The 26,309-nt window shown below is 70.8% G+C and carries 19 protein-coding genes and 2 pseudogenes; 14 read left to right on the top strand and 7 right to left on the bottom strand.

Annotated features, from left to right (window positions below):
* Positions 1–57: 57 nt before the first annotated feature.
* On the bottom strand, positions 58–855 hold the full coding sequence (locus H180DRAFT_RS19450; RefSeq protein WP_254666085.1) for a PucR family transcriptional regulator: 798 nt from the start codon (positions 853–855) through the stop codon (positions 58–60).
* A gap of 922 nt (positions 856–1,777) precedes the next feature.
* Between H180DRAFT_RS19450 and H180DRAFT_RS30520 the strand changes: the two genes are divergently transcribed.
* The 7 genes from H180DRAFT_RS30520 to H180DRAFT_RS19485 all read left to right on the top strand — a co-directional run bounded on the left by H180DRAFT_RS30520 (position 1,778) and on the right by H180DRAFT_RS19485 (position 11,930).
* Positions 1,778–2,335 carry a hypothetical protein gene (locus tag H180DRAFT_RS30520; RefSeq protein WP_055487373.1) on the top strand — a complete coding sequence of 186 codons (558 nt, stop codon included), beginning with the start codon at positions 1,778–1,780 and terminating at the stop codon, positions 2,333–2,335.
* Positions 2,335–3,906 carry an NADH-quinone oxidoreductase subunit NuoF family protein gene (locus H180DRAFT_RS19460; protein ID WP_055487374.1) on the top strand — a complete coding sequence of 524 codons (1,572 nt, stop codon included), beginning with the start codon at positions 2,335–2,337 and terminating at the stop codon, positions 3,904–3,906. Before H180DRAFT_RS30520 ends, H180DRAFT_RS19460 begins: the two co-directional genes overlap by 1 nt.
* Before the next feature lie 219 nt (positions 3,907–4,125).
* The gene (locus H180DRAFT_RS19465; protein ID WP_055487375.1) at positions 4,126–5,019 is read left to right on the top strand and encodes an SCO0930 family lipoprotein; all 894 of its coding nucleotides are present in this window, start codon (positions 4,126–4,128) and stop codon (positions 5,017–5,019) included.
* A 772-nt stretch (positions 5,020–5,791) separates the two neighbouring features.
* Positions 5,792–7,243 carry an FAD-linked oxidase C-terminal domain-containing protein gene (locus H180DRAFT_RS19470; protein WP_055487376.1) on the top strand — a complete coding sequence of 484 codons (1,452 nt, stop codon included), beginning with the start codon at positions 5,792–5,794 and terminating at the stop codon, positions 7,241–7,243.
* Positions 7,244–7,249: 6 nt separating this feature from the next.
* Complete coding sequence (locus H180DRAFT_RS19475) at positions 7,250–8,527, top strand: FAD-binding oxidoreductase (protein WP_079100235.1); 1,278 nt, start codon at positions 7,250–7,252, stop codon at positions 8,525–8,527.
* 155 nt (positions 8,528–8,682) lie between these two features.
* Positions 8,683–10,083, top strand: a complete 1,401-nt coding sequence (locus tag H180DRAFT_RS19480; protein WP_055487377.1) for a (Fe-S)-binding protein — start codon at positions 8,683–8,685, stop codon at positions 10,081–10,083.
* 35 nt (positions 10,084–10,118) lie between these two features.
* Positions 10,119–11,930, top strand: a complete 1,812-nt coding sequence (locus tag H180DRAFT_RS19485; RefSeq protein WP_055487431.1) for an L-lactate permease — start codon at positions 10,119–10,121, stop codon at positions 11,928–11,930.
* Here the strand turns inward: H180DRAFT_RS19485 and H180DRAFT_RS19490 are convergent.
* Complete coding sequence (locus H180DRAFT_RS19490; RefSeq protein WP_055487378.1) at positions 11,891–12,574, bottom strand: GntR family transcriptional regulator; 684 nt, start codon at positions 12,572–12,574, stop codon at positions 11,891–11,893. The genes H180DRAFT_RS19485 and H180DRAFT_RS19490 overlap by 40 nt on opposite strands.
* Positions 12,575–12,895: 321 nt before the next feature.
* On the opposite strand from H180DRAFT_RS19490, the gene H180DRAFT_RS19495 reads away from it, so the two are divergent.
* The 7 genes from H180DRAFT_RS19495 (at position 12,896) to H180DRAFT_RS19525 (ending at position 22,298) form a co-directional block, all read left to right on the top strand.
* Positions 12,896–14,332 (top strand): GuaB1 family IMP dehydrogenase-related protein, encoded by a 1,437-nt coding sequence (locus tag H180DRAFT_RS19495; RefSeq protein ID WP_055487379.1) that lies wholly within the window; start codon positions 12,896–12,898, stop codon positions 14,330–14,332.
* A 782-nt stretch (positions 14,333–15,114) separates the two neighbouring features.
* Complete coding sequence (locus H180DRAFT_RS19500; protein WP_055487380.1) at positions 15,115–16,419, top strand: phospholipase D-like domain-containing protein; 1,305 nt, start codon at positions 15,115–15,117, stop codon at positions 16,417–16,419.
* A 199-nt stretch (positions 16,420–16,618) separates the two neighbouring features.
* The gene (locus tag H180DRAFT_RS19505) at positions 16,619–17,332 is read left to right on the top strand and encodes a class I SAM-dependent methyltransferase (protein WP_055487381.1); all 714 of its coding nucleotides are present in this window, start codon (positions 16,619–16,621) and stop codon (positions 17,330–17,332) included.
* 133 nt (positions 17,333–17,465) lie between these two features.
* On the top strand, positions 17,466–18,947 hold the full coding sequence (locus tag H180DRAFT_RS19510; protein ID WP_055487382.1) for an amino acid permease: 1,482 nt from the start codon (positions 17,466–17,468) through the stop codon (positions 18,945–18,947).
* Between the two features lie 11 nt (positions 18,948–18,958).
* Positions 18,959–19,414 (top strand): Lrp/AsnC family transcriptional regulator, encoded by a 456-nt coding sequence (locus tag H180DRAFT_RS19515; protein ID WP_055487432.1) that lies wholly within the window; start codon positions 18,959–18,961, stop codon positions 19,412–19,414.
* 206 nt (positions 19,415–19,620) lie between these two features.
* Positions 19,621–20,421 carry a carbon-nitrogen hydrolase family protein gene (locus H180DRAFT_RS19520; protein WP_055487383.1) on the top strand — a complete coding sequence of 267 codons (801 nt, stop codon included), beginning with the start codon at positions 19,621–19,623 and terminating at the stop codon, positions 20,419–20,421.
* Positions 20,422–20,549: 128 nt separating this feature from the next.
* A complete protein-coding gene (locus H180DRAFT_RS19525) occupies positions 20,550–22,298 on the top strand; it encodes a flavin monoamine oxidase family protein (protein ID WP_055487384.1) in 1,749 nt (582 codons plus the stop codon).
* Between the two features lie 45 nt (positions 22,299–22,343).
* On the opposite strand, the pseudogene tgmC reads toward H180DRAFT_RS19525, so the two are convergent.
* The 5 genes and pseudogenes from tgmC to H180DRAFT_RS19555 form a co-directional block, all read right to left on the bottom strand.
* Positions 22,344–23,474: pseudogene (gene tgmC / locus H180DRAFT_RS19530) on the bottom strand (ATP-grasp peptide maturase system methyltransferase).
* Positions 23,471–23,665, bottom strand: a complete 195-nt coding sequence (locus H180DRAFT_RS19535; protein WP_055487385.1) for a hypothetical protein — start codon at positions 23,663–23,665, stop codon at positions 23,471–23,473. Before H180DRAFT_RS19535 ends, tgmC begins: the two are co-directional and overlap by 4 nt.
* A gap of 205 nt (positions 23,666–23,870) precedes the next feature.
* The gene (locus tag H180DRAFT_RS19540) at positions 23,871–24,800 is read right to left on the bottom strand and encodes an LLM class F420-dependent oxidoreductase (protein ID WP_055487386.1); all 930 of its coding nucleotides are present in this window, start codon (positions 24,798–24,800) and stop codon (positions 23,871–23,873) included.
* Positions 24,801–24,907: 107 nt separating this feature from the next.
* Positions 24,908–25,132, bottom strand: a pseudogene (locus H180DRAFT_RS19545) (DUF5995 family protein); the annotation flags it as partial.
* A gap of 607 nt (positions 25,133–25,739) precedes the next feature.
* A complete protein-coding gene (locus tag H180DRAFT_RS19555) occupies positions 25,740–26,210 on the bottom strand; it encodes a glycine-rich domain-containing protein (RefSeq protein WP_055487388.1) in 471 nt (156 codons plus the stop codon).
* Positions 26,211–26,309: the final 99 nt, after the last annotated feature.

Here is a 26,309-nt window from a genome sequence, read left to right on the forward strand (position 1 = left end):
GGCTTCACTCGTGGATCCCGTGCAGGCACCCGGCACGCGAATACCGGGTGCCTGCGGTCACAGACCGTTGACGCGGGCCTCACGTGCGACACCCAGCGGGCGTACGCCCGATGTGGTGGTGCGCGCCCTGCGGCCTGCACGGGTGCGCTGCCGGCGTATCTGCCCCAGCAGCCTGCGGCCGCGAAGGGTCATCTCCAGTTCGAAACGGGTACGCGGGTCGCGCAGCGCCGAGCCGAACAGCTTCTCTATCTGACGCAGCCTGTACCGCACCGTCTGGGGGTGCACCTGCAGCGTCTTCGCCGCCTCAGGTGCCCCGCCGCTCTCCAGCCACGCCAGAAGCGTGACTTCGAGACGCTCGCTCTGCCGCGGGGTGAGCTCGGCGAGGGGGCCGAGCCAGCGGGAGGAGAGCGCACAGGCGAGTGACTCGTCCTGCAGCAGAAGAAGCATGGACAGATGGTCGTCGACGAAGAGGACCTTGCCGTCCTGGCTGTTTCCGATACCGCCGTTGATGCCGCTGCCGCCCGGTGGTGCTGCCGGAGGGGGTGTCAGTTCCAGCAGCCGCCGGGCCCAGCGCACCGATGAACCCGCATCGCTCAGCGGGACGGTGTGCCCGACCGCAGCCGTACGACCGCGAAGCACGTTCTCCAGTGCTTCGCGGTCTTCTTCCGGGTCGGGTACGAGAAGGCACAGTTCACTCTCGACGGGGCTGACCAGCGCATTGCCGAGCGCCGCAGCGAGCTGGGGCACCTCGCTGGGTGAGGCGAGGGCTATCGCACGCACGGTCTCGGGCAGGGGCCACCTTGCTGACCTGGCCAGTTCCGTCAGGCGTGATTCCGGGAATTCCTCCTCTCCCATGAGTGCCGTGAACAGTTGACGCCGGGCTCGGTCGATGGGAACCGCAGCTGTGACGTTGTCAGCCTGGTTCGCGGTTCCCGTGTCCGTATCCTTTGTCTCCGGGAAGTGATGTCCCAGTGCCGCCAGCAATGCCTGCTCGACGGCCCATTGGGCATCCTCGCGGTCAATTTCCCGCAGAAAAGCGGACATTGCCGGTATGCTGCGCTGTAGAGCTTCCACCACCTGGTCTGCGACGGCGGGCAGCTCCTTTCTCGGAACACGCACCCACTCGCCGCGTGGGCGAGAGCGGGTGCGGTTGAGAACGTCGCTCATCTCTACCTCGTTCCTGCCGGGTTGGGCCTGCCCGAGCACGGGAGGACAAGCCCGCGGAGGTTGCCTCCGGTAACCGGTATCCCGCCCCGGTCCCGGAGTTGAGGGTCCCCCTGCTTCCCCTGAAGGGGCATCATCGACACCGCGGGGTGCGGCGGCGATCCCACTGCCAGAATTTGTCACAGAGCGATAAATCCTGTGAAGGTCCCGGGGAGTTTCGAGATGCTTCTGCATCCCGACCACCGCATTCTGGTCGCGCAAAGTAGAGAGCTTCACACCGGAACGTGACGGGTCATTCCCGATTCAACTGCTTTGCGGTATACGGCAGATGCGGGACCGAGGGTCAGGTCGGACTCGGCGACAGTGCGATCGGAAGATCCGGATGCCCCCAGAACAGATCCGTGTCCCGCCGGCGAAGCGCCGCCCGACGGCGCTCGTGGACGAGCGGCGGGGTGACTCCTCCCCTCGTCAGGGCCGTCAGCGCCCGAACCCGGCTCCCAGACTCGATGCCGAGAATCCCGGGCGTGGTACCGCGGCCCGCTTCGTCCCCCGTTACACGGCCTTCATCATCGTTTCGACCCTTGCGATCGTTTTTGCGATCAGCAATCAGTCGATGCAGAGGCTGTGGGCGTTCGTCGAGTTCGGCTCGGGTGTCTTCTCCCTGCTGCTGCTCACGTTCGCCGTCCTGTGGGGCGTCGCAGCTTCGGACCGCATGCTGCTGGACCCGAACCACCGGCTGATAGCTCAGGCGATCCACCGGGGCTCTGCCGTCGGCGGCATCGGTTTCCTCGGCCTGCACATCTGGTCCAAGCTCGCGCTCCAGTCCACGTCCTGGCAGGCGACGCTGATACCGGGGCTCGACGGGGCCCAGCCCATCCTCATCGGCCTGGGCACGGTCGCCGGATATCTCTTCGTGGCGGTGATGGTCACCGGCGCCGTGCGGGGCGCCTTCGCACGCAAGGGCCAGTCCCGGATGTGGCGTGCCCTGCACATGACCGCCTATCTGGCATGGGGCGCTTCGCTGGTGCACGGCCTGCGTGCCGGCCGTCCGGTCGCCGACTGGGTGGACTGGGGATACGGCGTGGCCCTTACCGGAGTGACGGTCGTCCTGATGATGCGTCTGGCCCCTGGGCGCAACCCATCGGCCGAAAAGCGCAAGAAGGAGCAATAGTGACAGCTCTCGTGCCCTCCCCCGTCTCCGCGGGCAACGCGGACTCGGTGCCCTCCCTCGCCTCGTTCGGCCCGCCGCGGCTGCTCGCGGGCCTGGGCACCGGCGCGGGATGGACCAGGCGCCTGGAGCGCGTGGGCCATCTGACGGTGCACGGAACGATGCCGGAGCTGCGGCTGGAGGAACTGGTCGATCTCGCGGAGAACATCGACCTCCGTGGCCGCGGCGGCGCGGGGTTCCCCTTCGCCAAGAAGCTCAAGGCCGTCATCGAATCGGCCCACCGGCGCCAGCAGGCGCGGGCGGCCGTGGTCGTCAACGGCAGCGAGGGCGAGCCGAGTTGTCTCAAGGACACCGCGCTGCTGCTCTTCACCCCGCATCTGGTGCTGGACGGAGCGATGCTCTGCGCCCGAGCCCTCAACTCGGACGAGGTCAGCGTCGCCGTGACGCGGCCCGACGTCGAGCGCTCCGTCCGGGACGCCGTCGCCGAGCGCGGCCCGGAAGGCCCGCGCATCCGCGTCGTGCGCATGCCGGAACGCTTCGTCACGGGCGAGTCCAGCTCCATCGTCAGTGGTCTCAACCAGCTTCCGGTGCTGCCCTCGGGGTCGGGTGTGCGCGCCAGCGACGCCGGTGTCGCCGGAATGCCCACGCTGCTGTCCAACACCGAGACGTTCGCGCAGCTCGCCGTCGGTGCCCGCCTCGGAGCTCTCGACTTCCGCAACGTGGGTCTGCCCACGGAACCGGGCACCGTGCTCCTGACGGTGAGCGGCGACAAGGTCGTGGAGACGCCGACCGGTGCGCCGCTCCCGTACATCCTCGGGCTGTGCGGCATCGACCCGGGCCAGGGTGTGCTGATCGGGGGCTACCACGGCCGCTTCCTTGAGCGGGACTCGTGCTGGCAGGCCCGCATCTCCCGCGACTCGCTGGAGGCGATGGGCTCCACGCTCGGCGCCGGAGCGGTACTGGCGCTGCCCGAGGGCACCTGCCCGGTCGGTGAGGTCGAGTTGGTCGCCCGGTGGATGGCGGAGGAGTCGGCCGGGCAGTGCGGTCCCTGCTTCCTGGGGCTGCCGGCGATCGCCGACACGATTGCCTGGGCCGCGGACGGCGGAGGAATGGAAGCGCTGGAGGCGATACGGGCGCGCACGAAGGGCGTCAAGAAGCGCGGCGCGTGCAGCCACCCAGACGGAACGGCCCGGTTCGTCGAGTCGGCGCTGGAGAGCTTCGCCGAGGACTTCGAGGAGCACGCCCTCGGCAGCGGGTGCGGCAGGCCCGTCTTCGGCAGCCTGGCGGTTCCCGAACAGGTGCAGCTCGCCGCGGGCTACGAGCCCCCGGCGCGTCCGGAACGCGCACGGCGTGCCGCGCCGAAGCTCCAGCAGAAGCAGCGGCGCCTCGTCGTGGACTGGACGCTGTGCCAGGGGCACGGGCTGTGCGCGGGCGTCGTACCGGACATGATCGAGCTGGACATCGACGGCTACCCCATGGGTGCGTCGGCGACGATCCACCCGCACATGCAGAAGCAGGCGCAGCGTGCCGTGCGCCGGTGCCCGGCGCTGGCGCTGCGGATCGTGGAGCGCTGAGTCCCCTCCGGCCGGTCGTGCCGGGGGCTGCGGCGGAACGTCACGGGGGACCGCGCGGTGCTCAACGTGCTGCAGTGAAAGGGAAGTTGGCCGGTCAGCACATTTGGCCGCGTGGCGGAACCGGTCCGATTGGCACGATCGGACAACTTTCCGCCGCCTGGATCACTCCTGCACCACACTCACATGCCAGCCACACATATCCAGCATGAAGGAGCGGTCATGAGGAAGCAGCGTCACGTGGCTCTGATCGGGACCGCGCTCGCCGTCGCGTTGCTCGCTACGGGCTGCGGCTCGCAGGGCGATGACTACTCCGGTCAGAAGATCAAGCCGGCCGGACAGGCCGCCGACAGCGGGGGAGACGCGAGCGGCACCAGCAAGAGGGAGACACCGGCGAAGACGCTGGAGGTCAAACCCACGGCGAAGCTGGGCGACGTCGTCACCGACTCGGAGGGCTGGACGCTCTACCGCTACGACGAGGACACGGCCTCCCCCTCGCAGTCCAACTGCAACGGCAAATGCGAGAAGGCCTGGCCGCCGGTGCCGGCGAAGGACGCCAAGGCGTCGGCGGGCATCTCCAAGGAGCAGATCGGCAAGGTCAAGCGCAGTGACGGTTCCTGGCAGCTGACCCTCGGCGGCTGGCCGGTGTACCGCTTCGCGAAGGACTCCAAGCCCGGCGAGATGGAGGGTCACGGCTCCGGCGGGATGTGGAACGCCATCACGCCCGACGGCGGCAAGGCGAGCCCGCGCAACGTCAAGGACGTGAAGGCCGTCGACAACCCGGAGCTCGGCAAGATCCTGGCCGACGGGAAGGGCCGTACGCTCTACCGGTTCGACAAGGACTCGGCGTGGCCGATGAAGACCAACTGCAAGGGCGAATGCCTCAAGAGCTGGGTGCCCGCGAAGCCCGCCGACAAGAACAAGATCAGCGGCGTCGACCCGAAGCTGATCACCACCTTCAAGCGCCCTGACGGCACCGAGCAGATGACGATCGACTGCTGGCCGCTGTACTGGTTCAAGGGTGACAAGAAGCCCGGCGACATCAACGGCCAGGGCAAGATGGGCCTTTGGCACGCCGCCACCGACAAGGGCAAGAGGGCGGGCGTGACTCGCTGACTTCCCGGGGCCGCACGCCCGGCGCTCGGCAGCACCGGAACCCGTCTCAGGGCCCGCCTCCCCCGTAACGCCCCCGGGGCGTGCGGGGGAGGCGGGCCCTGAGCGTGCGCGGCCCGTCCAACGGGCGGTGCGGTCACGGTCGATCCGTGAGCGGTTCTCTCCGCCCCGCGGAGGTCTGCCTCCGGGCCCAGGGCCGACGGGTCGCCGTGCGGCTCTCAGAAGTGCCCCTGAGCCCCTTGAGGCCCCCGAGCCGCATGAGTGACCCAGGGGCCGTCCGGTCTGCCCCGTCCCCGGCTGCCGGGCGGAGTCCGCGGAAGGGGTGCCGCCTCGCAGCGTCCGAGGGGTCCGGCGGCCAACTGACGTGCGTGCGGCGAGAGTTGAACGGGCCTGACGGCGCCACCTCTCACGGGACTCACGGAGGCCGGCGGCCTCTCGTGGGGGAGTCCGGGCGGGTCAGGTGACGGCAGGGGAGGACGGCCGGTCGGCCCGGCGGCCGGCACCTCGGCACCGCGCGCCACCGCCCGCGGTTCCGCGCCGGGAGTGCGGACAGGACTCGACGCCCGCCGACGGCCTGGCGCCCGGTCGGCGCATGCGCATGGGCAACGAGTGGCCCTGGCCTGGGCGGAGCAGTTGTGAGACATAGATGCAACGAAGGGTTGACCCATAGATACAAGGACCCTAGGTTCCGTGACGCGGTCCTTGAATACCGGACTCCGGAATTCGCTGAACTGCCGTTCCGTCGGAGGGTCTACGGGTCAGGAGGCACGGTGCCATGGTCGACTCCGCACTGCTCCGGGAGTTCGAAGCCGCACTGGGAACGGACGCCGTGCTGACCGATCCGCTCCAGCTGCGGACCTACGAGTGTGACGGTCTGACCGGTTTCCGTGAAGTCCCCGCCCTGGTCGTGTTGCCGCGCAGCACCGAAGAGGTCGCCGCGGCCGTCTCGTTGTGCGCGAAGGCCGGTCTGCCGTTCGTCGCGCGAGGGGCCGGAACGGGGCTCTCCGGGGGAGCGGTGCCCGTGGCGCAGGGAGTGGTCATCTCTCTCGCCCGCATGCGCCAGGTGCTGGAAGTCGACCCGGACGACCGGCGGATGGTCCTCCAGCCCGGCGTCACCAACGCCGAGATCTCCCGCGTCGCCGCGCCCCACGGCCTCTACTACGCGCCCGATCCCTCGAGCCAGGTGGTGTGCACCATCGGCGGGAACGTCGCAGAGAACTCCGGCGGCGCCCACTGCGTCAAGTACGGCTTCACCGTGCACCATGTGACCGCACTGCGGGTCGTGCTGCCCGACGGGTCGGTCGCCGAACTCGGGGGAGACGCGCCGGAGAGTACCGGGCCGGACCTGCGCGGCCTGTTCATCGGCTCGGAGGGAACCCTCGGCATCGCCACGGAGATCACCGTCCGCCTGCTGCGCACCCCCGAGAGCGTGCGCACCCTGGTCGCGGACTTCCCGACGGTCGAGGCGGCGGGGGAGGCCGTCAGCGGCATCATGGCTTCCGGAATCGTGCCGGCAGCGGTGGAGATGCTCGACGCCCTCGCCATCGAGGCGTGCGAAGCGGCGGTGAACGCCGGCTACAGCCTCGACGCCACAGCGGCGCTCGTCGTCGAACTCGACGGCATGGAACACGAATGCGACGAGCAGTTCGAGAAGGTCGTCGCGCTCTGCCACGAGAAGGGCACCACGAACGTGCGCATCGCCACGACGGCCGCGGAGCGGGCACTGATCTGGAAGGGCCGCAAGGCCGCGTTCGCGGCAGTGGGCCGCATCAGCCCCGACTACTTCGTGCAGGACGGCGTCGTGCCCCGCACCCGCCTGTCGGAAGCGCTGAGCCGCATCGCCGCGATGTCGGGCGCCGAAGGCCTGCGTGTGGCCAACGTCTTCCACGCCGGGGACGGCAACCTGCACCCGCTCGTCCTCTTCGACGAGCAGGCCGGCGAGGCGGAGCGTGCCGAGAAGCTGGCCGCCGAAATCGCCGAGATGTGCGTGGAGTTGGGCGGCTCGCTCAGTGGCGAGCACGGCATCGGCCTCGACAAGGCGTGCTCCATGCCGGAGATGTTCGGTGAGACGGACCTGGCGGTGATGCGGCAGCTGCGTGCCGCCTTCGACCCGGAAGGACTCGCCAACCCCGGCAAGGTGCTGCCCACTCCACGGCTGTGCGGGGAGACCCCCGGCCGCTACCGCCCGCACCCGCTGGAAGCAGCCGGCGTGATCGAGAGGTTGTGAGCAGAGGTGACCGAGGAGTCCTCCGGGACGCCGGTGGAGACCACCACGCCCACGGACGCCGGACCCGACCGGGCACCGCCGCCCGCCGCGGAGCGGGGGAGCGGCGCAGGTGAAGTGCCCGTCCGCGTAAGGCCGTCGGGCCTTGCCGAGGCCTCCGAAGCGCTGGCCGTCGCCGCACGCGAGCGGCGTACGGTGCTCTTCGAGGGGGCCGGCACGGCGCTGGAGTGGGGAGCGCCTGTCGCGCGGACCGGTCTGGTGCTGGAGACCTCCGGCATGGACCGCCTGATCAGTCACGCCCCCGAGGACTGGACGGTCGGCGTCGAGGCCGGGATGCCCCTCACCCGCCTTCAGGAGCTGCTGGCCCCCGCCGGGCAGTGGCTGCCCGTCGACCCGCCCACCGGCAGCCGGGGCGCCACGCTGGGCGGACTGCTCGCGTGCGGCGACGCCGGGCCGTGGCGCCTGAAGTACGGCGGCCTCGCCGATCTGGTGATCGGAGCGACCCTCGTACTCGCCGACGGCACCGTGGCACGCACGGGGGGCGACGTCATCAAGAACGTCGCCGGCTACGACCTGGTCAAGCTGATGGCCGGCTCGCTCGGTGCGTTCGGCCTCGTCGCCCGGCTCAACCTGCGCGTCCACCCCCTGCCCGCCGCCACGACGACCCTCGCCCTCGCGGTGGACGACGCCGGCCGCGCGCTCTCGGCGGCGCGTGCCGTGATGAGCTCCCCGCTGGAACCGGTCGCGGTCGAGTGGGACGGGCAGCAACTGCTCATCCGCTTCCAGGGCACCGAGGAGAGCGCGACGGAACGCGGCCGCCTCGCCCCGCGGGTCCCCGGGCTCGAGGCCGGGCGTGTGCTCGGCGCCGAGGCCGAACGGGCCGCGTGGCAGCGGCTGTCCGCACTCGTGCACGGGGCGGACGGCGAGACCGTCCTGCGCGCCGGAACGCATCCTGCGCGGCTGCCCGCCCTCACACGCAGGCTGCACGACCTGACCGAGGGCACAGGCGTGGAGGCCGCCCTCGTCAGCGGCGTCGCGCAGGGGCTGCACACCGTTGTGCTGCGCGGCGGGGACGCGGCGGAGCACGCCGAGTGCCTCACTGCGTGGCGCGAGTCCGTGCACGAGGCGGGCGGCTCGGTGACGCTGCGGCGACGCCGCGAAGGTGTGGACACCGCGGCCGCCTCGTGGGGGCCCGCTCCTTCCGCGGTCGCCGTACTGCGTTCTCTCAAGCGGCGGTTCGACCCCGACGACAGGTGTGCACCGGGGCGCTTCGCGCCCTGGTTCTGACCCGGCCGCGACCCCCGGCCGCGACCCCCGTCCCCGACCGACCGTCCCCGACCGACCGTCCCCGACCGACCGTCCCCGACCGACCGTCCCCGACCGACCGTCCCCGACCGTCCGCCCCGGTTCCTCTGCCCCGGCACTTCTCCAGGGAGCACCGCATGACCACGCCGCACGGTGGAACACCCCGGACGCCGGCCTCGCCCGGCGGCTTCGACGCCCACCACCCGCCGTCCCCCGAGCTCATCTCCGACTGCGTGCACTGCGGCTTCTGCCTGCCGGCCTGCCCCACGTACACGCTGAGCGGCGAGGAGATGAACTCACCTCGCGGCCGCATCTACCAGATGCAGCTCATCAACGAGGGCGACGCCGCGCTCGACGCCGCCGCCGTCGCCAGCTTCGACAACTGCCTCGGCTGCATGGCCTGTGTGACGGCGTGCCCGTCCGGCGTGCAGTACGACCGGCTCATCGAGTCGGTGCGTCCGCAGATCGAGCGCAACTGGGCACGCACCCGCTCCGACCGGGCCTTCCGTGGACTGATCTTCCGCCTCTTCCCCTACCCGCGGCGGCTGCGCGTCGCCGCGGTCCTCGGCGCCGTCTACCAGCGGCTGGGCATCCGCCGCGCCCTGCACCGTACGGGCCTGCTGCGGCGGCTCCCGGCGAGGCTGCGGGCGCTGGAGGCGCTGATGCCGGACGTGCCCCTGCGCTCCGCGCTGCGCCGCACACCCGAGCGAAGCCGGGCCCGTGCGGACACGGGCCGTACCCGGACGGCACACGCGGAGACCGCCTCGGCCGCCGGGGAGCGGGGCACGGAGCCTGCCACCGCACGCCGCACCGTGGGCATGGTGACCGGCTGCGTGCAGCAGGTCTTCTTCGCCCAGGTCAACGAGGCCACGGTGCGCGTACTGACCGCCGAGGGCTGCGACGTGGTCGCGCCCGCCGCGCAGGGCTGCTGCGGCGCCCTCAGCGAGCATGCAGGACGTGAGGAGGAAGCGGCCCGCCGGGCACGGCAGTTGATCGACACCTTCGAACCGCTCGGCGTCGACGTGATCGTCGTCAACGTCGCGGGCTGCGGCTCGACGCTCAAGGAGTACGGACGGCTGCTCGCCGACGATCCCGAATACCGCGAGCGCGCCGAGGCGTTCGCGGCCAAGGTGCGCGACGTCTCCGAACTCCTCGCCGAACTCACGCCCAGCGCCCCCCGGCACCCCGTCGCCGCACGCCTCGCACACCACGAGGCGTGCCATCTCGCCCACGCGCAGGGCGTGCGCGAGCAGCCGCGGGCCGTCCTGGGGAGCGTGCCGGAACTCGAGGTGGTCGACATCCCCGAGGCCGACATGTGCTGCGGCTCCGCGGGCGTCTACAACCTCATCCAGCCCGGCCCCGCGGAGGAACTCGGCCGCCGCAAGGCGGACAACGTGCGTTCCACCGCGCCGGACGCCGTGGTGACGGCCAACCCCGGCTGTCTGCTGCAGATTTCGCGCCATCTCGACAAACAGCTCCCCGTGCTGCACCCCGTCCAGGTCATCGACGCCTCCATACGCGGCGTCAGGCCCTGGTGATCCGTCCCGAGTTCCAACCCGCCACCGGAGGCACCGTGTTCCAACCCGTACTCGATCCGCTGGGCGGTTCGCTGGGACTGTCGTCGCTCGTCGCCGCGCTCCCGCTGGTCGTCTTCTTCGTGCTGCTGGGAGTGCTGCGCGTCCAGGCGTGGCTCTCCGGGCTCGCCGCACTCGCCACGTCGATCGCCGTCGCCGTGGCCGCATACGGCATGCCCGTGGGGCAGAGCCTCAACTCCGCTGTCCTGGGCGCCCTGTTCGGCCTGTTCCCGATCATGTGGATCGTGGTCAACGCCCTGTGGGTGTACCAGATGACCGTCGACACGGGGCACTTCGAAGTGCTGCGCCGCTCCTTCGGCAAGCTGTCGGACGACCAGCGCCTCCAGGCCGTCATCGTCGCCTTCTGCTTCGGGGCGCTCCTCGAGGCACTGGCCGGTTTCGGGGCTCCCGTCGCGATCAGTTCGGTGATGCTCATCGCTCTGGGCTTCAAGCCGTTCAAGGCGGCGACGGTCGCGCTGGTGGCCAACACCGCGCCCGTGGCGTTCGGCGCCATGGGCACCCCCGTCATCACGCTGTCGGAACTGACGGGACTGCCGCTGGAGGACGTCTCCTCCATGGTCGGCCGCCAGACGCCGCTGCTGGCCGCGGTCGTGCCCCTGCTGCTGGTCTACCTGGTGGACGGCCGGCGCGGTGTGCGGCAGACCTGGTGGCCGGCGCTGGTGTGCGGACTCTCCTTCGCCGCGGCCCAGTTCGTCTGCTCCAACTACATGTCGGTCGAGCTGACGGACGTCGTCGCCGCGCTCGTCTCCGTCGGGATGCTGGTGCTGGTGATGCGTACCACGAAGATCCCCGCACCCGAGCCCGCGGACATCTCCGGCGACGACGAGGCCGGCGGCCCCTCCCCGGCGAAGGGCGGCGCGACCCCGGACGGCGGCGCCGCGACCGGCGGTACGGGCGCCGGCACCGGACCGGGCACCGGCGCGGAGCCCGCGACGCGGACCAGGAGCCCGCAGACGGGCACCACGGCGGACACCACGGCGGGCACAACGGCGGACACCACGGCGGACACAGGCACGAAGCCGTACGCGGAAACGCAGGACAGCACACGCGCGGCAGTCAACGCCTACCTGCCCTATGCCGTGATCATCGTCATCTTCGCCCTGACCAAGCTGCCCGCGGTGAAGACCGTGCTGGAGGAGAAGGGCACCGTCCTCTTCAACTGGCCAGGTCTGCACGTGGCCGACCCCGTGAGCGGAAAGCCGGCGGCCTCCACGGTCTTCAAGTTCGACTGGCTGCCCGCGACGGGCACGATGCTGCTCCTCAGCGGCGTGATCACGGCGGTGCTGCTGGCCGTCTCTCCCCGCGTCGCCACCCGCGCCTACGGCCGCACCCTGCACCAGCTGCGGTGGGCGATCCTCACCGTCGCCACGGTCCTGGCTCTGGCCTACGTGATGAACCTCTCCGGGCAGACGGCCACGATCGGCAACTTCATCGCGGGCGCCGGAGCGGCGCTGGCCTTCCTCTCCCCGGTGCTGGGCTGGCTGGGAGTCGCGGTCACGGGCTCCGACACCTCCGCCAACGCCCTCTTCGGCATCCTCCAGGTGACCGCGGCCAAGAACTCCGGATACGCCCCGGAACTCCTCGCAGCGGCCAACAGCTCCGGCGGTGTCCTCGGCAAGATGCTCTCCCCCCAGAACCTGGCCATCGCCGCCGCGGCGGCGGGACTGGGCGGCCGGGAGCCCGAACTGCTGAGGAAGGTCGTCGGCTGGAGCCTGGCTCTGCTGCTGCTGATGTGCGTCCTGGTCTTCCTTCAGTCCACGTCCGTGCTGGGCTGGATGCTGCCGGCCTGAAACCCGAGGACCGCTGCGCGGGTGCCACGCAGGTGCTCGCGCAGCGCGCTCCGGTAGGCCGCGAGGTCGCCCTTCTCGAGCAGCGCGACGAGTTCGACGTGTTCGTGGTTGGTGGCGCGCAGCCGGTCGCTGTCGTTGAAGACCGCGTACAGGCCCATGCGCTGCTGGCGGTCGCGCAGCCCCGCGTAGAGATCCAGCAGAATCGGATTGTCGGCCGCCTGGACGATCAGCTGGTGGAAGTGCTGGTCGGCGGCGACGAACGCCTTGCCGTCACCGGCTTCGCGCAGCCTCCTCTGCTCCTGGAGCTGCCCGCGCAGCTCCTCGACGAGCCGCGCCAGCACCGCCGGTGCGAGGGAGGAGACCTTCTCGGCGGCGAAGGACTCGATCAGCTCCCTCGTCTCCAGTACCGTCTCCACCTCCTTCGCGGAGACCGGAACCACCACCGCGCCGCGCTTGGGGTAGAGCCGCAGCAGTCCTTCCGACTCCAGCCGCAGGAACGCCTCACGCACCGGTGTACGGCTGATGCCCAGGGCCTCGGCGACCGTCCCTTCGCTGATCAGATCGCCCCCGGCGAGGATGCCGTCGAGTATCTGTTCCTTCGCGTACCGGTATGCGCGCTGGGACGTGGGGAGAGCCCTGCCCACCTGCTGCCCCCCACCATGGATGGATTCTTGAGTCCAAGCGGGACACTAGATGTGGCCCCGGCGGGCGTGCAACAGGCCGGAAAGGAGGGGCCGCGGTGCTGTGACCACCGTCCCGGCAGGGCCGGTGTGCGGCTTGCGGGCCGCCTCGGGGATGATGGAGGAGGAGCAACAGCCCGGACACGGCGCCTCCGGCACTCACTCCCCACCCTCCCCCAGCTACCGCTGGGAGGTGCCCCCACCCAGCTGCCGCTGGGCGGGGTCCCCCCGGTTCCGCCGGGGCAGTGCCCCACACGGAGCGACGACGCAGGTGAGAGAGCCGGTATGCGATTTCTGAACGACCAGCAGCCCCCGTACGACCTGACGTACGACGACGTCTTCATGGTGCCCGGCCGCTCGGCGGTCGCCTCGCGGCAGGGCGTGGACCTCGCATCCCCCGACGGCAGCGGCACCACGATCCCGCTTGTCGTCGCCAACATGACGGCCATCGCGGGCCGGCGCATGGCCGAGACCGTGGCGCGCCGCGGCGGGCTCGTCGTCATCCCGCAGGACATCCCGATCGACGTCGTCACCGAGGTGACCGCCTGGATCAAGCGCCGGCACCTCGTGCTGGACACCCCCATCACGCTCACGCCGCACCAGACGGCCGCCGACGCGCTGTCGCTGCTGCCCAAGCGGGCGCACGGGGCGGGAGTCGTGGTCCAGGACGGTCGTCCCGTGGGCATCGTCACCGAGTCCGACCTGACGGGAGTGGACCGCTTCACGCAGCTGTCGGAGGTCATGTCCCGCGACCTGCTTGTGCTCAAGGCGGACGTCGACCCGAGCGAGGCCTTCGACCAGCTCGACGGCGCACACCGCAGGCTCGCCCCCGCCGTCGACACCGACGGGCGGCTCGTCGGCATCCTCACCCGCAAGGGAGCCCTGCGCGCCACGCTCTACACCCCGGCGACGGACGCGGCAGGGCGGCTGCGCGTCGCCGCCGCCGTCGGCATCAACGGCGACGTGGCGGGCAAGGCCCGCGCGCTGCTGGAGGCCGGCGTCGACACCCTCGTCGTGGACACCGCGCACGGCCACCAGGAACGCATGGCCGACGCGCTGCGCGCCGTGCGCGCCCTCGACCCCCGGGTTCCCGTCGTCGCGGGGAACGTCGTCTCCGCCGAGGGCGTGCGCGACCTGATCGAGGCCGGCGCGGACATCGTGAAGGTGGGCGTCGGACCGGGAGCCATGTGCACCACCCGGATGATGACCGGTGTCGGCCGCCCCCAGTTCTCCGCCGTGCTCGAATGTGCCGCGGAGGCACGAAAGTCCGGCAAGCACGTCTGGGCCGACGGAGGTGTGCGGCATCCGCGGGACGTCGCCATGGCCCTGGCCGCCGGGGCGTCCAACGTCATGATCGGTTCGTGGTTCGCCGGTACGTACGAGTCTCCGGGTGACGTCCAGCAGACCCCCGACGGACGGGCCTACAAGGAGTCCTACGGCATGGCGTCGGCGCGTGCCGTGCGCCACCGCACCAGCGAGGAGTCCGCCTACGACCGTGCCCGCAAGGCGCTCTTCGAGGAGGGCATCTCGACCTCGCGGATGTTCATCGACCCGGCACGTCCCGGCGTCGAGGACGTCATCGACGCGATCATCGCCGGGGTGCGCTCCTCGTGCACGTACGCGGGCGCGGCATCCCTGGAGGAGTTCGCCGAGAAGGCCGTCGTCGGAGTGCAGAGCGCCGCGGGATATGCGGAGGGCGAGCCGCTGCACGCCAGTTGGTGACATCCCGGTCGCCCGGGCGACGGCGCCCCGGGGGCCGGGAGGGGTGCAGGCCGGACCCGGCAGGCGCAGGGTCGGGCTGACCGGACCGCTCCCGACAGGGGGCAAGCTCGCGAAGCTCCGGGCCGACAGGCTGCTCTCGGCAGACGGGCCGCCTGCCAGGAGCTTCGCTCTTCCTCGAAGCCGCCCGCGCCAACAGGCGTGCCGACCGGTCATGTTGGGAGCCGCTGAAAACCTAGTTGTCCCCACTTGGGGGCGATTGCAGAGTTTACGTGAAGCTGTCATGGTAATCATCCGAAAGACGGCGCGCCCAATTCGTCATGGTATGCGAACCACTTGGGTTCCGTCCGTCGGTTCGTTGCAAGACAAGGGGGGCGCAGGCGCCGGTCGTCACGGCGGCCCGTGGCAGCCTTCAGGAGATTCCGGGGGGACCTTGAAGTTCGTCATGTTGCTGTCGCCATCGCTGCGACAGCCTCGGCGCAGCGCGAGCGGCAGCGCCCTGATGCCGAAGAAGCCAGAAGAGTTCGTACACCCTTCCCGGCCTTGCTCCGTGTTGGAGCGTTCGCCGCGGTCGTGCCCGCGGACGCCCCGGAAGCCGGCGGCCGAAGGGGCGCCGGCGCCGCTGCGACGACGCGGCCGGATCGCTGCGCCAGGCGGCCGGCGCCGCCCGCGGTGACAGAGGTCCTCCGGCCGGCAGGCGGTTTCCGCCGCCGGCGGCACCGCTCCCGCGCGCCTGTTGCGGCGACGCGACTCCTCATCGTCAACCGCCCGGCGAAAGGCCGCACATGAAGCGAACCATCACGGTGATCATCGCGCTGATCGTCAGCATGCTGCCGATGACAACGGCTCACGCCGCGGTCAAGAAGGCCAAGTCCCCGCTCAGTTGCGAGTACCGGACGTTCACCTCCAGTCCGGGCCCGCGCTTCAACGACCCCGAGGACCCTGCCACCCGGATGGAGGTCATGGGCCCGATCATCGAGTCGATCAACAGCGCCGGCTGCGGGCAGACCATCCGGGTCGCCATGTATTCGATCAGCAGGGCACAGCCGGGCCCGGACTTCGCCGACGCGCTGATCGCCGCGCACCGGCGCGGCGTCGTCGTCAAGGCCCTGATGGACGCCCACAGCGACAACGCGGTCTGGCAGTCGATGGTCGACGAGCTGGGCAACGACCCGCGGGCCTCCAGCTTCGCCGCGATGTGCCCCGGCGGCTGCCTCACCCACTTCGCCGGCTCCTCCCTGCACGCGAAGTACTACATGTTCAGCGGCGGGAGCGAAGCGAACAGGACGGTGACCGTCAGCAGCGCCAACCCCACCTCCGCCCAGGTCGGCACCGCGTGGAACAGCAGCGCCACCGTCAAGGGCAACGTCGCCCTGTACAACTCCTACGCCCGCCACTTCGCATCCATGGCCAGGGGGGCCGTCAACGGTCCGGGTCCGCTGGCGCCCGACCACTACAACTCCGCCAGTGCCAAGGCCGCCAGGAAACTTTCCCCGCCCTCCTACCAGTGGCCCAAGGCCCGCTCCAGGAGCGACACCTGGGTGGACTTCCTGAACAACATCAAGGCGCCGGCCACCGTCAACATCGCCATGTTCCAGTGGACTTCTCACGGTAAGCCGGGCGGCCGGAACTATCTTGAGCTGCCGAAGAAGCTGGTGAGCCTGGCGCGAACCGGTGTCAAGATCCACATTCTGATCACCGCCGCCCAGGTCGATGACAGCGTGCAGAGCTACCTGAGGAACCGGCCGAACATCCACGTGCACGACACCAGCCGCGGCACCGACGCGAACGGCAACGCCCTGCACTACACGCACGACAAGTACATGATGATCAACGGAACCTACGCGGGGAAGGCAGGCTCCCGGCTCGTGTTCGTCGGTTCCTCGAACTGGACGAGCAACGGCGTCTGGCACAACGACGAGACGGCCCTGAAGCTGGTCGGCCGGTCCACCTACGACACGTTCATGGCGGACTGGCGGAAGCAGTACGACCGCTGCTGCGGGACCGCGGGGCGGGAGTCGGCCGCCGAGAAGCGCGCCGAGGACACGGCGCGGGAGATTCCGGTCGATCCGAGGCAGGCCCGGGAATAGGCACTCCCGGCCCGGCCCGGCCCGGCCCGGCCCGGCCCGGCCCGGACAGTGACGATGAGCAGATGTCCGGACGTGAAGAAGCGTCCGGCCGACGGCCTGAGCTCTGCCCGGCGAATCCGGGGATGTGCCGGGTACGCCCCGGGATTCGTCCCCGGACGAATTGCTACCCGCCCCCGCGAGGCCGTGCTGCCATGCCCCCATGACCGCATTCACGCGTGACGGACACTCGGGCACCGGCCCCGGAGCGATCACCCGCGACGGCTGCTCGGTGGAGATGTACTCCCGCCTCCCCACCCACGGCGAACCGGACGTCGTGCTGTCGGCCGTGCCGCCCGGGGCATCGCTCCTCGAACTCGGCGCAGGAGCGGGCCGGGTGACCCGGCCCCTGGTGGCGGGCGGTCTGGCGGTGACCGCCGTGGACGAGTCGGCCGAGATGCTCGCGCAGATCGGGGAGACGGCGCCGACGGTGCTGTCCGCCATCGAAGACCTCGACCTGGGGCGGCAGTTCGACGCCGTGATGCTCGCGTCCTTCCTCGTCAACACCGCCGACGACGCACAGCGCGGCCGGCTGCTGCGCGCGTGCCGCCGGCACACCGCCCCGGGCGGCTGCGTCCTGCTGCAGCGCGAACGCGACGGACTGCACGAGGCGTTGAACGCCGGGGACACCTGGGACAGAGGCCCGATGAAGATATCCGTCGTCTCCATCGAACCGCTCGGTGGCGGGGTCTCCCGCACCTGCATCGGCTACGCCTTCGAGGACGCCCGCTGGACGCAGACCTTCTTCTCGCAGAACCTCTCCGAGCCCCGGTTCGAGGCGGCACTCGCCGACGCCGGGCTCGCCGTCGACGCCTACCTCACCGACGACCGGACGTGGGTGCGCGCACACGTCGTGCGTGCACAGCCGGGCTCCTGAACGTTTCGCCTCCCAGGGCCACTCGGGCGCAACGTATCGCCGCGAACGCGCAAGGCTGCCCCGTTACCGGCCGCCGGTCGCGGCTCGTAGGGTCGTGCGCCGTAGCAGGACCGACAGCGAGGAGGCCGTTGCCGTGCTGGACCAGGGCGCAGGCCCGCACACCCCGAAGATCCCCACCGGGCGGCACGGCGGCGCCTCGCGGCTGACCCGCCGCAAGCCCGTGGAGATGCTCCTGGCCGAGGGCGGCCACGGAGGCGGCGGCGAACTGCGCCGCAGCCTCGGCCTGTGGCAGCTGACCATGATCAGCATCGGGGCGACACTCGGGACGGGGATCTTCGTCGTCCTCGGGCAGGCCGTGCCCGACGCCGGGCCCGCGGTCGTCGTCTCCTTCGTCATCGCGGGCCTCACGGCGCTCTTCTCCGCCCTCTCCTACGCGGAACTGGCCGGCACCATCCCCGTCGCCGGTTCCTCCTACTCCTACGCCTACGCGACGATGGGCGAACTCGTCGCCTGGGTGTGCGGCTGGTGCCTGCTGCTGGAGTACGGGGTCTCCGTCGCCGCCGTCGCCGTCGGCTGGGGCCAGTACATCGACGAGCTGCTCCACGCCACCCTCGGGCTGAACCTCCCCCAGGCGCTGTCGGCCCCGCCGGGCGAGGGCGGGCTCTTCAACGTCCCGGCACTCCTCGTCGTGCTGCTCGCCATGGCCTTCCTGCTCGGCGGCGCCCGGGAGAGCGCGCGGGCCAACACCGTCATGGTCATTGTGAAGGTCCTCGCGCTGCTGCTGTTCTGCGCCGTCGCGGCCGCAGGTGTCCGGGCCGGCAACTACCAGCCGTTCATGCCGCTGGGCATGGCCGGGGTCAGCGCCGCCGGAGCGACCCTGTTCTTCTCCTACATCGGCTTCGACGCGGCCTCCACGGCGGGGGAGGAGGCGAAGGACCCGCAGCGCGACCTTCCGCGCGCCATCCTCCTCTCGCTCGTCCTGGTCACCGCGCTGTACTGCCTCGTCGCGGCAGTGGCCGTGGGCGCCATGCCCTGGCAGCGGTTCGAGGGCGGCGAAGCGGCGCTCTCCGGCATCCTCCGCGAGGTCACCGGCCAGGACTTCTGGCCCGCGGTGCTCGCCTTCGGCGCCGTCGTCGCCATCGCGTCGGTCGTGCTGACCGTGCTGTACGGGCAGACCCGGATCCTCTTCGCGATGTCCCGCGACGGCCTGGTGCCCGCCGTCTTCTCCAGGGTCGATCCCCGCAGCGGCACCCCGCGCGCCAACACCGTCATCGTCTCCGCGTTCTGCGCAACGCTCGCCGCGGCCGTGCCGCTCGGCGGTCTCGCCGACGCCACCAGCATCGGCACCCTCTTCGCCTTCGGACTCGTCAACGTCGCGGTGATCGTGCTGCGCCGCACCCGGCCCGGGATGCGCCGCTCCTTCCGGGTTCCGCTCTCGCCGCTCCTGCCGCTGGCCGGACTGGGACTGTGCCTGTGGATGATGCTCTCCCTGGACGCCGTCACGTGGGCGGTGTTCGGCGTCTGGATGGCGGTGGGCGCTGTGGTGTACTTCGGGTACGGGATGCGCCGCTCCCGGCTGAAGACCGCACCGGACCCCGCGAGCACGGAAGAGTGACCGGCCCCGCAGTGACTCTCAACGACCTCGACGAGCGCATCGTCCACCTCCTCTCCCAGGACGCCCGCCGCTCCTACGCCGACATCGGTGCCGAAGTGGGCCTCTCCGCGCCGGCCGTCAAACGCCGGGTCGACCGGCTGCGGGACCAGGGCGCCATCACCGGCTTCACCGTCCGCGTGGACCCGGCGGCGCTCGGCTGGCGGACCGAGGGCTACATCGAGATGTACTGCCGCTCCAAGACCGGCCCGGACGACATCCGCCGCGCACTCGCCCGCTACCCGGAGGTCGCCTCCGCCTCCACCGTGACCGGTGAGGCCGATGCGGTGGTGCAGGTCTTCGCCTCCGACATGCGGCACTTCGAGCAGGTGCTGGAACGCATCGCGGGGGAGCCGTTCGTCGAACGCACCAAGTCGGTGCTGGTGCTCTCGCCGCTGCTGCGCCGCTATCCGGCGGGGGCGCCGGGCTGAGCACGCGCCGGTACGGCATCGGGGTCGCGCAACGAAACCCCGCAAACGAGCCCCGATGCGCAACGGAACGCCCTCCGATGCGCAACAAATGTGCCTTGTCGGCCGGATTCCCGGAACGTACCGTCGAAGTGTTCCCAGCACACCCGTACCGGCGGCTCCCGGCGTCCGCGCCCGCCTCCGTACGCCCGAGCACAGCCAGAGGTCCCATGCCGTCGCTGCGTCTCGCCCTGCACCAGGGCCCCGCGGGCGTTCCCCGCACCGTCGAGGACGGTCTCGCCGCGCTCGACCACGCCGCACGCACCGCCGCCGCCGAAGGCGCGCGTCTCCTGGTCACGCCCGAACTGTCCCTCACCGGCTACGCGCTGGGCGACGGCGTCGCCGCACGCGCCGAATCCGCCGACGGCCCCTCCGCGCGTGCGGTCGCCGGCATCGCCGCCGCGCACCGCATCGCCGTCGTCCACGGATATCCCGAGCGCGACCCGGACAGCGGCGCGCTGTACAACTCAGCCGCCCTCGTCGGACCCGACGGAACCCGTCTGGCCGGGTACCGCAAGACGCACCTCTACGGGGGCTACGAAAAGCGCCACTTCACCCCGGGCGACCGGCTCGTGGTGCAGGCCGACGTGGACGGCGTCCGCGTCGGGCTGCTCATCTGCTACGACGTGGAGTTCCCCGAAGCCGTGCGCGCCCACGCGCTCGCGGGCACCGAGCTGCTGGCCGTCCCGACCGCGCTGATGCGCCCCTACGACATGGTGGCGGAGACGCTCCTGCCCGCCCGGGCGTGGGAGAGCCAGCTGTATGTGGCGTACGCCAACCGCGTGGGCCGCGAAGGGGAGTTCGACTTCGCGGGCCTCAGCTGTCTCGCCGCCCCCGACGGAACCGTCCCGGCGCGCGCCGGCCGGGAGTCCGGGCTGCTGACGGCCGTCGCCGACACCGCCGTGCTGCACACCTCGCGCGAGCGGAACAGCTATCTCACCGACCGGCGGCCCGAGCTGTACACCACCTGACGGGCCGCCCCGCCCGGCCCGCACGACGCCGCCCGGCCGGCGGCCGCGCCGCCGCGTCCCGCACCCGCACGCCGAACACCGTCCCTGCCCGAGCAGTCACCCGAACCCGGGAGAGGAGAAGCGCGCCGATGACGTCCACGGTGCCCACAGCCGTACACGAGGAACCGCAGCCGCCGGCCGTCAGGCCGCTGACCATGTCCGGCCCGGACTTCCCCTTCGCCTACGACGACCACCTCGCCCACCCCGCAGGCCTGGGGTCGGTCCCCGCGACCGAACACGGCACCGAGGTCGCCGTCATCGGCGGCGGACTCTCCGGCATGGTCACCGCCTACGAGCTGATGAAGGCGGGCCTCAAGCCTGTCGTCTACGAGGCCGACCGGATCGGCGGGCGGCTGCGCACCGAACGGTTCGAGGGCTGCGAGGGCGAGTTGACGGCCGAAATGGGAGCCATGCGCTTCCCGCCGTCCTCCACCGCCTTCCAGCACTACGTCGAACTGACCGGCCTGCAGACGCGGCCGTTCCCCAACCCCCTCTCGCCCGCGGCTCCTTCGACGGTCGTGGACCTCAAGGGCACCTCGCACTACGCCCGTACGCTCGAGGACCTGCCACCGGTCTTCCACCAGGTCATGGACGCGTGGAACACCTGCCTGGAGGACGGCGCCGAATTCTCCGCCATGCAGCGGGCGCTGCGGGAGCGCGACGTGCCGCGCATCCGCGAGATCTGGTCCCGCCTGGTGCACAGGCTCGACAACCAGACCTTCTACGGTTTCCTCTGCGACTCGGAGTCCTTCGGCTCCTTCCGCCACCGCGAGATCTTCGGGCAGGTCGGCTTCGGCACCGGCGGCTGGGACACCGACTTCCCCAACTCCATCCTGGAGATCCTGCGCGTCGTCTACACCGGTGCCGACGACGACCACCGCAGCATCGTCGGCGGAAGCCAGCAGCTTCCCGAGCGGCTGTGGCAGCTGGAGCCCGACAAGCTCGTGCACTGGCCCGCCGGCACCTCCCTGGCCTCACTCCACCAGGACGCGGGAGCCGACCGCGGCGGCCGCACCCGCGGCGGGCACCGTCCCGCCGTGACCCGGCTGCGCCGCATCGCCGGCAACCGCATCACCGTCACCGACGCCGGAGGCGAGATCCGCACCTACCGCGCGGCCGTCTTCACGGCCCAGTCATGGATGCTGCTGAGCAAGATCGACTGCGATGACGACCTGCTGCCCATCGACCACTGGACGGCCGTGGAGCGCACCCACTACATGGAGTCCTCCAAGCTGTTCGTGCCCGTGGACCGGCCGTTCTGGCTCGACGAGGACGTCGATGAGCGCGGCGAGCCGACCGGCCGCGACAAGATGAGCATGACGCTCACCGACCGGATGACGCGCGGCACCTACCTGCTGGACGAGGGCCCGGACCGGCCCGCCGTCATCTGCCTCTCGTACACGTGGTGCGACGACAGCCTCAAGTGGCTGCCGCTCGACGCGAGTCAGCGCATGGAGGTGATGCTGAAGTCGCTGGGGGAGATCTATCCGAAGGTCGACATCCGCAGCCACATCACCGGCAGCCCCGTCACCGTCTCCTGGGAGAACGAGCCGTACTTCATGGGCGCGTTCAAAGCCAACCTGCCCGGCCACTACCGCTACCAGCGGCGGCTGTTCACGCACTTCATGCAGGACTCCCTGCCGGAGGACAAGCGCGGGCTCTTCCTCGCCGGCGACGACATCTCCTGGACGGCGGGCTGGGCCGAGGGCGCCGTGCAGACCGCGCTCAATGCCGTGTGGGGAGTGCTGCACCACTTCGGCGGCGGCACCGACCCGGCCAACCCGGGTCCGGGCGACGTCTACGACGAGATCGCCCCGGTGCTGCTGCCGGAGGACTGAGGTGACGGGGCGAGGCCGACGGCGCCGCCGCCCGCGGACAGTGCGTCAGGTCGGCAGACGCCAGCGCGGGCCGTCGGCGTCGCCGAGCCAGACGACCTGGTCCCACTCCGTGACGGTCATGCCGAACGCCGTCTGATCGGGTGCGTCCTCCGCCTGCCACGCCATCAGCGCGTCCTCGACCTGATCCCACAGGCGCAGCGGGCCGTCCTGATGCACCGTCCAGCCGTTGCCGTCCGGCTCGGTCCATGCCTGTGACCCGGTAGCGGCGTCGACCAAGGCGACACCGTCCTCCGAACGCGTCAACTCTGCCGACGGAGCGCCCAGTTGCGCGACGAAGTGCGCAGTCCAGTCCTCCAGCAGGTCCGGGCTCACGCGGGCGGACCGGGTGGTTCCGGGGTGCTGGTAGAAGGTGGGACGCGGCGGGCGTTCATGGGGGCGGGCGAGCATGTACGTGACGGGGTCGCCGGCGAACCGGCCGCTGGCGACTCCCTCGTCGTCGAGGGCGAGGCGGATGAGCCCGGATGCGAGCATCCATCCGCTGATCGTGGTGGTGATGCTGCCGCCGTCCTTGAGCTGCCAGAGCCACGACGGCGGGATGCTGCGCACGGCACAGGTGGCGACGACGGCGTCTTACTCGGCGCCGTCCTGATGACCGCGCAGGCCGTCACCGACCACGGCGGTCGGTGCCCGCCCGGCGGCGTGAAGGTGCTGCGCCGCGCTCGTCGCCAGTTCCTCGTCGTACTCCACGGAGTACACGAGGTGGTCGCCGAGCCGGTGGCACAGCACAGCGGTGGAATAGCCGGTGCCGGTGCCGATCTCCAGCACTTTGTCGCCGTCGCCGATCTCGGCGAGCTCGACCATGCGCACCACCAGCGAGGGCAGGGTGCTCGACGAGGTGGGCCGCCCGGCCAGGCGGCCGGTGGCCTCGGCGGCGTTCATGCCGTCGACCTGCGTCACCCAGGTCGTATCGGCGTACACCATGCGGAGCCAGTCCTCCTCGTCGAACTCCTCGCGGCACACCGGCCTCCACTGCGTTCCGTCGGGCCGGAAGACCGCGTCGCCGAGAAACACCTCGCGCGGTACGGCCTCAACGGCGGCCTGCCACGCCGGGTCGGTGAGCCGGCCTTGGGCTCTGAGTTCGTCGACGAGGTCTTGACGGAAGGATGTGCTGCTCATCCAGGGTGCTCCCGGTCGGGGTGCTGGAGTCGGTCGGCGATGGCGGCAGTGATCCGGCTGGTGATGGGCTCGGGAAACCATGCGAATTGCCCGTTCGGACTGCACTCATGCCAGTGCCAGACGCCGACGGCGTCAAGCCCGAAGTCGAAGGCCCCGTAGGTCAGATCGAAGACAGTGAGGTAGTCGCGCACGGCCCTCGCCACCTCGGGCGGCGTGTCGATGTCGTGTCACGCCAAACGAGTGGATGGTCGAGCAGTCACTCGACTGTTGTGCGACTGCGTACCGGGCGATCACTGCCGCCCCTTCGAATGGCCCACCACACGTCGGCGGCGGGCGCGGTGCGGACCGCGCCCGCGGCGACGCGCGTGGGCCACGCGAGCGCGGGGCGTCACCCGCTCACATGCCGGCCTCCCGCACCGCCGCGAACAACGCACGTGCCGCGTCCGTGAGTTCGGTCGTGTCGCGCGAAACCGCCTGCACGTCCAGGATCGCCTCGTCCACACCGGCCGCCACGCCCTCAGCGAGGTCCTCGACGACCTGCTCGACGGTGCCCTGGTGCGTCCTGCGCCCGGCTTCGAGCGGCTTGTCCGTGAGGCTCACGCTGCACCGCTGCACGACGGTGAGCGAGTCCGGATCGCGGCCGTTGCGCTCGGCCATCTCCCTCAGCTTCGCCCGGTTGCGGGCCACGACGGGGTGAGGCGTGAGAGAGGGCGCCCAGCCGTCGGCCCGCCGGGCGATCCGCTCCAGGGTGCGGGAGTTGCTCGCTGCCAGCAGCACGGGGATGCCTCCGTCGTGCGGCTTGGGTCCGACGTCCGCAGGGGCGATCTGCGTGCGGCTGCCCTCGTATGCCGACGTGCCGGGGCCCCACACCGTCTCGCACACGTCCAGCAGTTCGTCCAGCAGCGCGCCCCGCCGGCCGAAGTCCGCGCCCGCAGCGGCGTATTCGTCGCGGGACCAGCCGGTGCCGAAGCCCGCGAGAAGGCGGCCGCCGCTCGCGGCGCTCAGCGTGCCGAGAGCACGGGCCAGGTCGAACGGCGCGTGCAGCGGGCCCACCAGCACGGACGTGCCCAGACGCACCCGTTCCGTGACCGCCGCGGCCTGGGCCAGCGTGACGAGCGGGTCGGCGACGTGCCGGAAGGACTCCGGCCACGGGCGGCCCTCGATGCCGTACATGCCGTCGACCGGGTCCTGCGGGATCAGGGTGCGTTCGAAGACCCACAGGCTGTCGTAGCCGCACTCCTCCGCCTCCCGTGCCACGGCCGTCACATCGCGTCCGGGTGCGTAGTGCTTCATCTGTGGCAGCCCCAGACCCAGTCGCAGCGTCATGTCGTCCTCCGTGAGGGTCGTGTCCGTACGGGGATCTCCCGCCCTGCATGGATGCCCCCTTCTGCTCCGGTGACCCCTTCCCGTATCTCCGGCGTCCGCCGTGGCCGTCAGTGGCCGCGCGGCAGGGGAGTGAGCAGACACCGCCCGGCGAGGCCGACTCCCGCGTCCAGCGCTTCGGTGAACTCCCCGGCCAGTTCGGGCTGTTCGCGCAGGCCCCACAGGGTGCGGAAAGCCATCCACGCGCCCGCACGGGCCATCTCCAGGCTCCATGAAGCGAGCAGGTGCGTGAGCGGATCGGCCACGTCCAGGACGTCCGGACCCGGCAAGAGCACACTTTCAAGATCACTGAGGCATCCACGTCCGGCTCGCTCCCGCCGCTCCGGTTCGACAACCGGTTCTCTCCGCAGAAGGCATGTGCAGGCTCATCACGCTGGCACGGGGGCGTTACGGGGTTCGACCTGGGACGACTCCTAGCCAACCGTGAGCCGCGAGGACGGCGCGGTCATCAGCCCCGGTGCGGGAGTCGCGAGCATGACCTACAGGCCCATACGGGTTCGGAGAGCACAGCTGTGTGGACGGGCACCGTGAAGTAACCGGACGGCAAAGAGCCCCCGTCCCGGTCAGAGGAAGTGACCAGGGGCCGGGGGCCCGTCTGTGTGCTCAGTTGTAGGGAGGTAGGCCGATGAAGCCCCGTGTGGGCCCGTCACCTCCGGGACCCTTCGCGGGCACATGCTCAGCGATGGCAGCGAGCACGTCCGCCGTTGTGTCGCTCCGGGTCTCGGGGTCTGCATGGTCGTACACGCGCCACTCACCGGACGGCGCCTCCGGGTCGATTGGCGCTACTACCCCCGGAATGCCCAGCGAGCGCATCACCCTGTCAACGCGTCCTGCCTCGTCTGCCGTCACGGTCCCTCTCTCCTGCTGCGCCTTAGTGTCAGCCTAGGCCCTCTTCGGCTTGGGCATCGGCTGGATAGGGCCGCATCCGCCCGGCACGGGGGTGTGGGAGCACTTCGCAGCAACATCGACGAGTGCCTTGGTCGGCCCCGTCCACAGCTCTTGATCGACGCTGTGCCCGGACTGCTCGATGACCGCCACGGTGCGCGTGAGCACGTCCGGGTCGAACCGCTCAGCGTCGGGGCGCTCCGGGTGGTGGTGAACGAAACCACCGAGACGTGCGCACAGGTCGGCGTACGTCTCCGTGTGGAGGATCAGCGCATGCCAGCCCTCGTCAACGACACGGGACGGTGCTGTGCGCACCGTAGGGAACTGCGTCACGGCGTCTACGTACTTCAACGCCTCCGTCACGATGCGGACGGCCATGCCTTCGGACATGCCGGTGTTGTTGTCCCGCACAGTCGCGGCAATGTCCTCGAACTGGTCGGGCGTAAGTAGTGCGCGTACATCGGCCATGTTCTCTCCCTGTTGATCAGTCGGGCGTACTGGCGAGGATCAGGGCGACGACAAGCAGCGTGGCGAGGACGGACAGGGAACCCGGGTTCACCACGGCCA

The organism is Streptomyces sp. WMMB 322, assembly GCF_900090145.1.
Classification (GTDB): domain Bacteria; phylum Actinomycetota; class Actinomycetes; order Streptomycetales; family Streptomycetaceae; genus Streptomyces.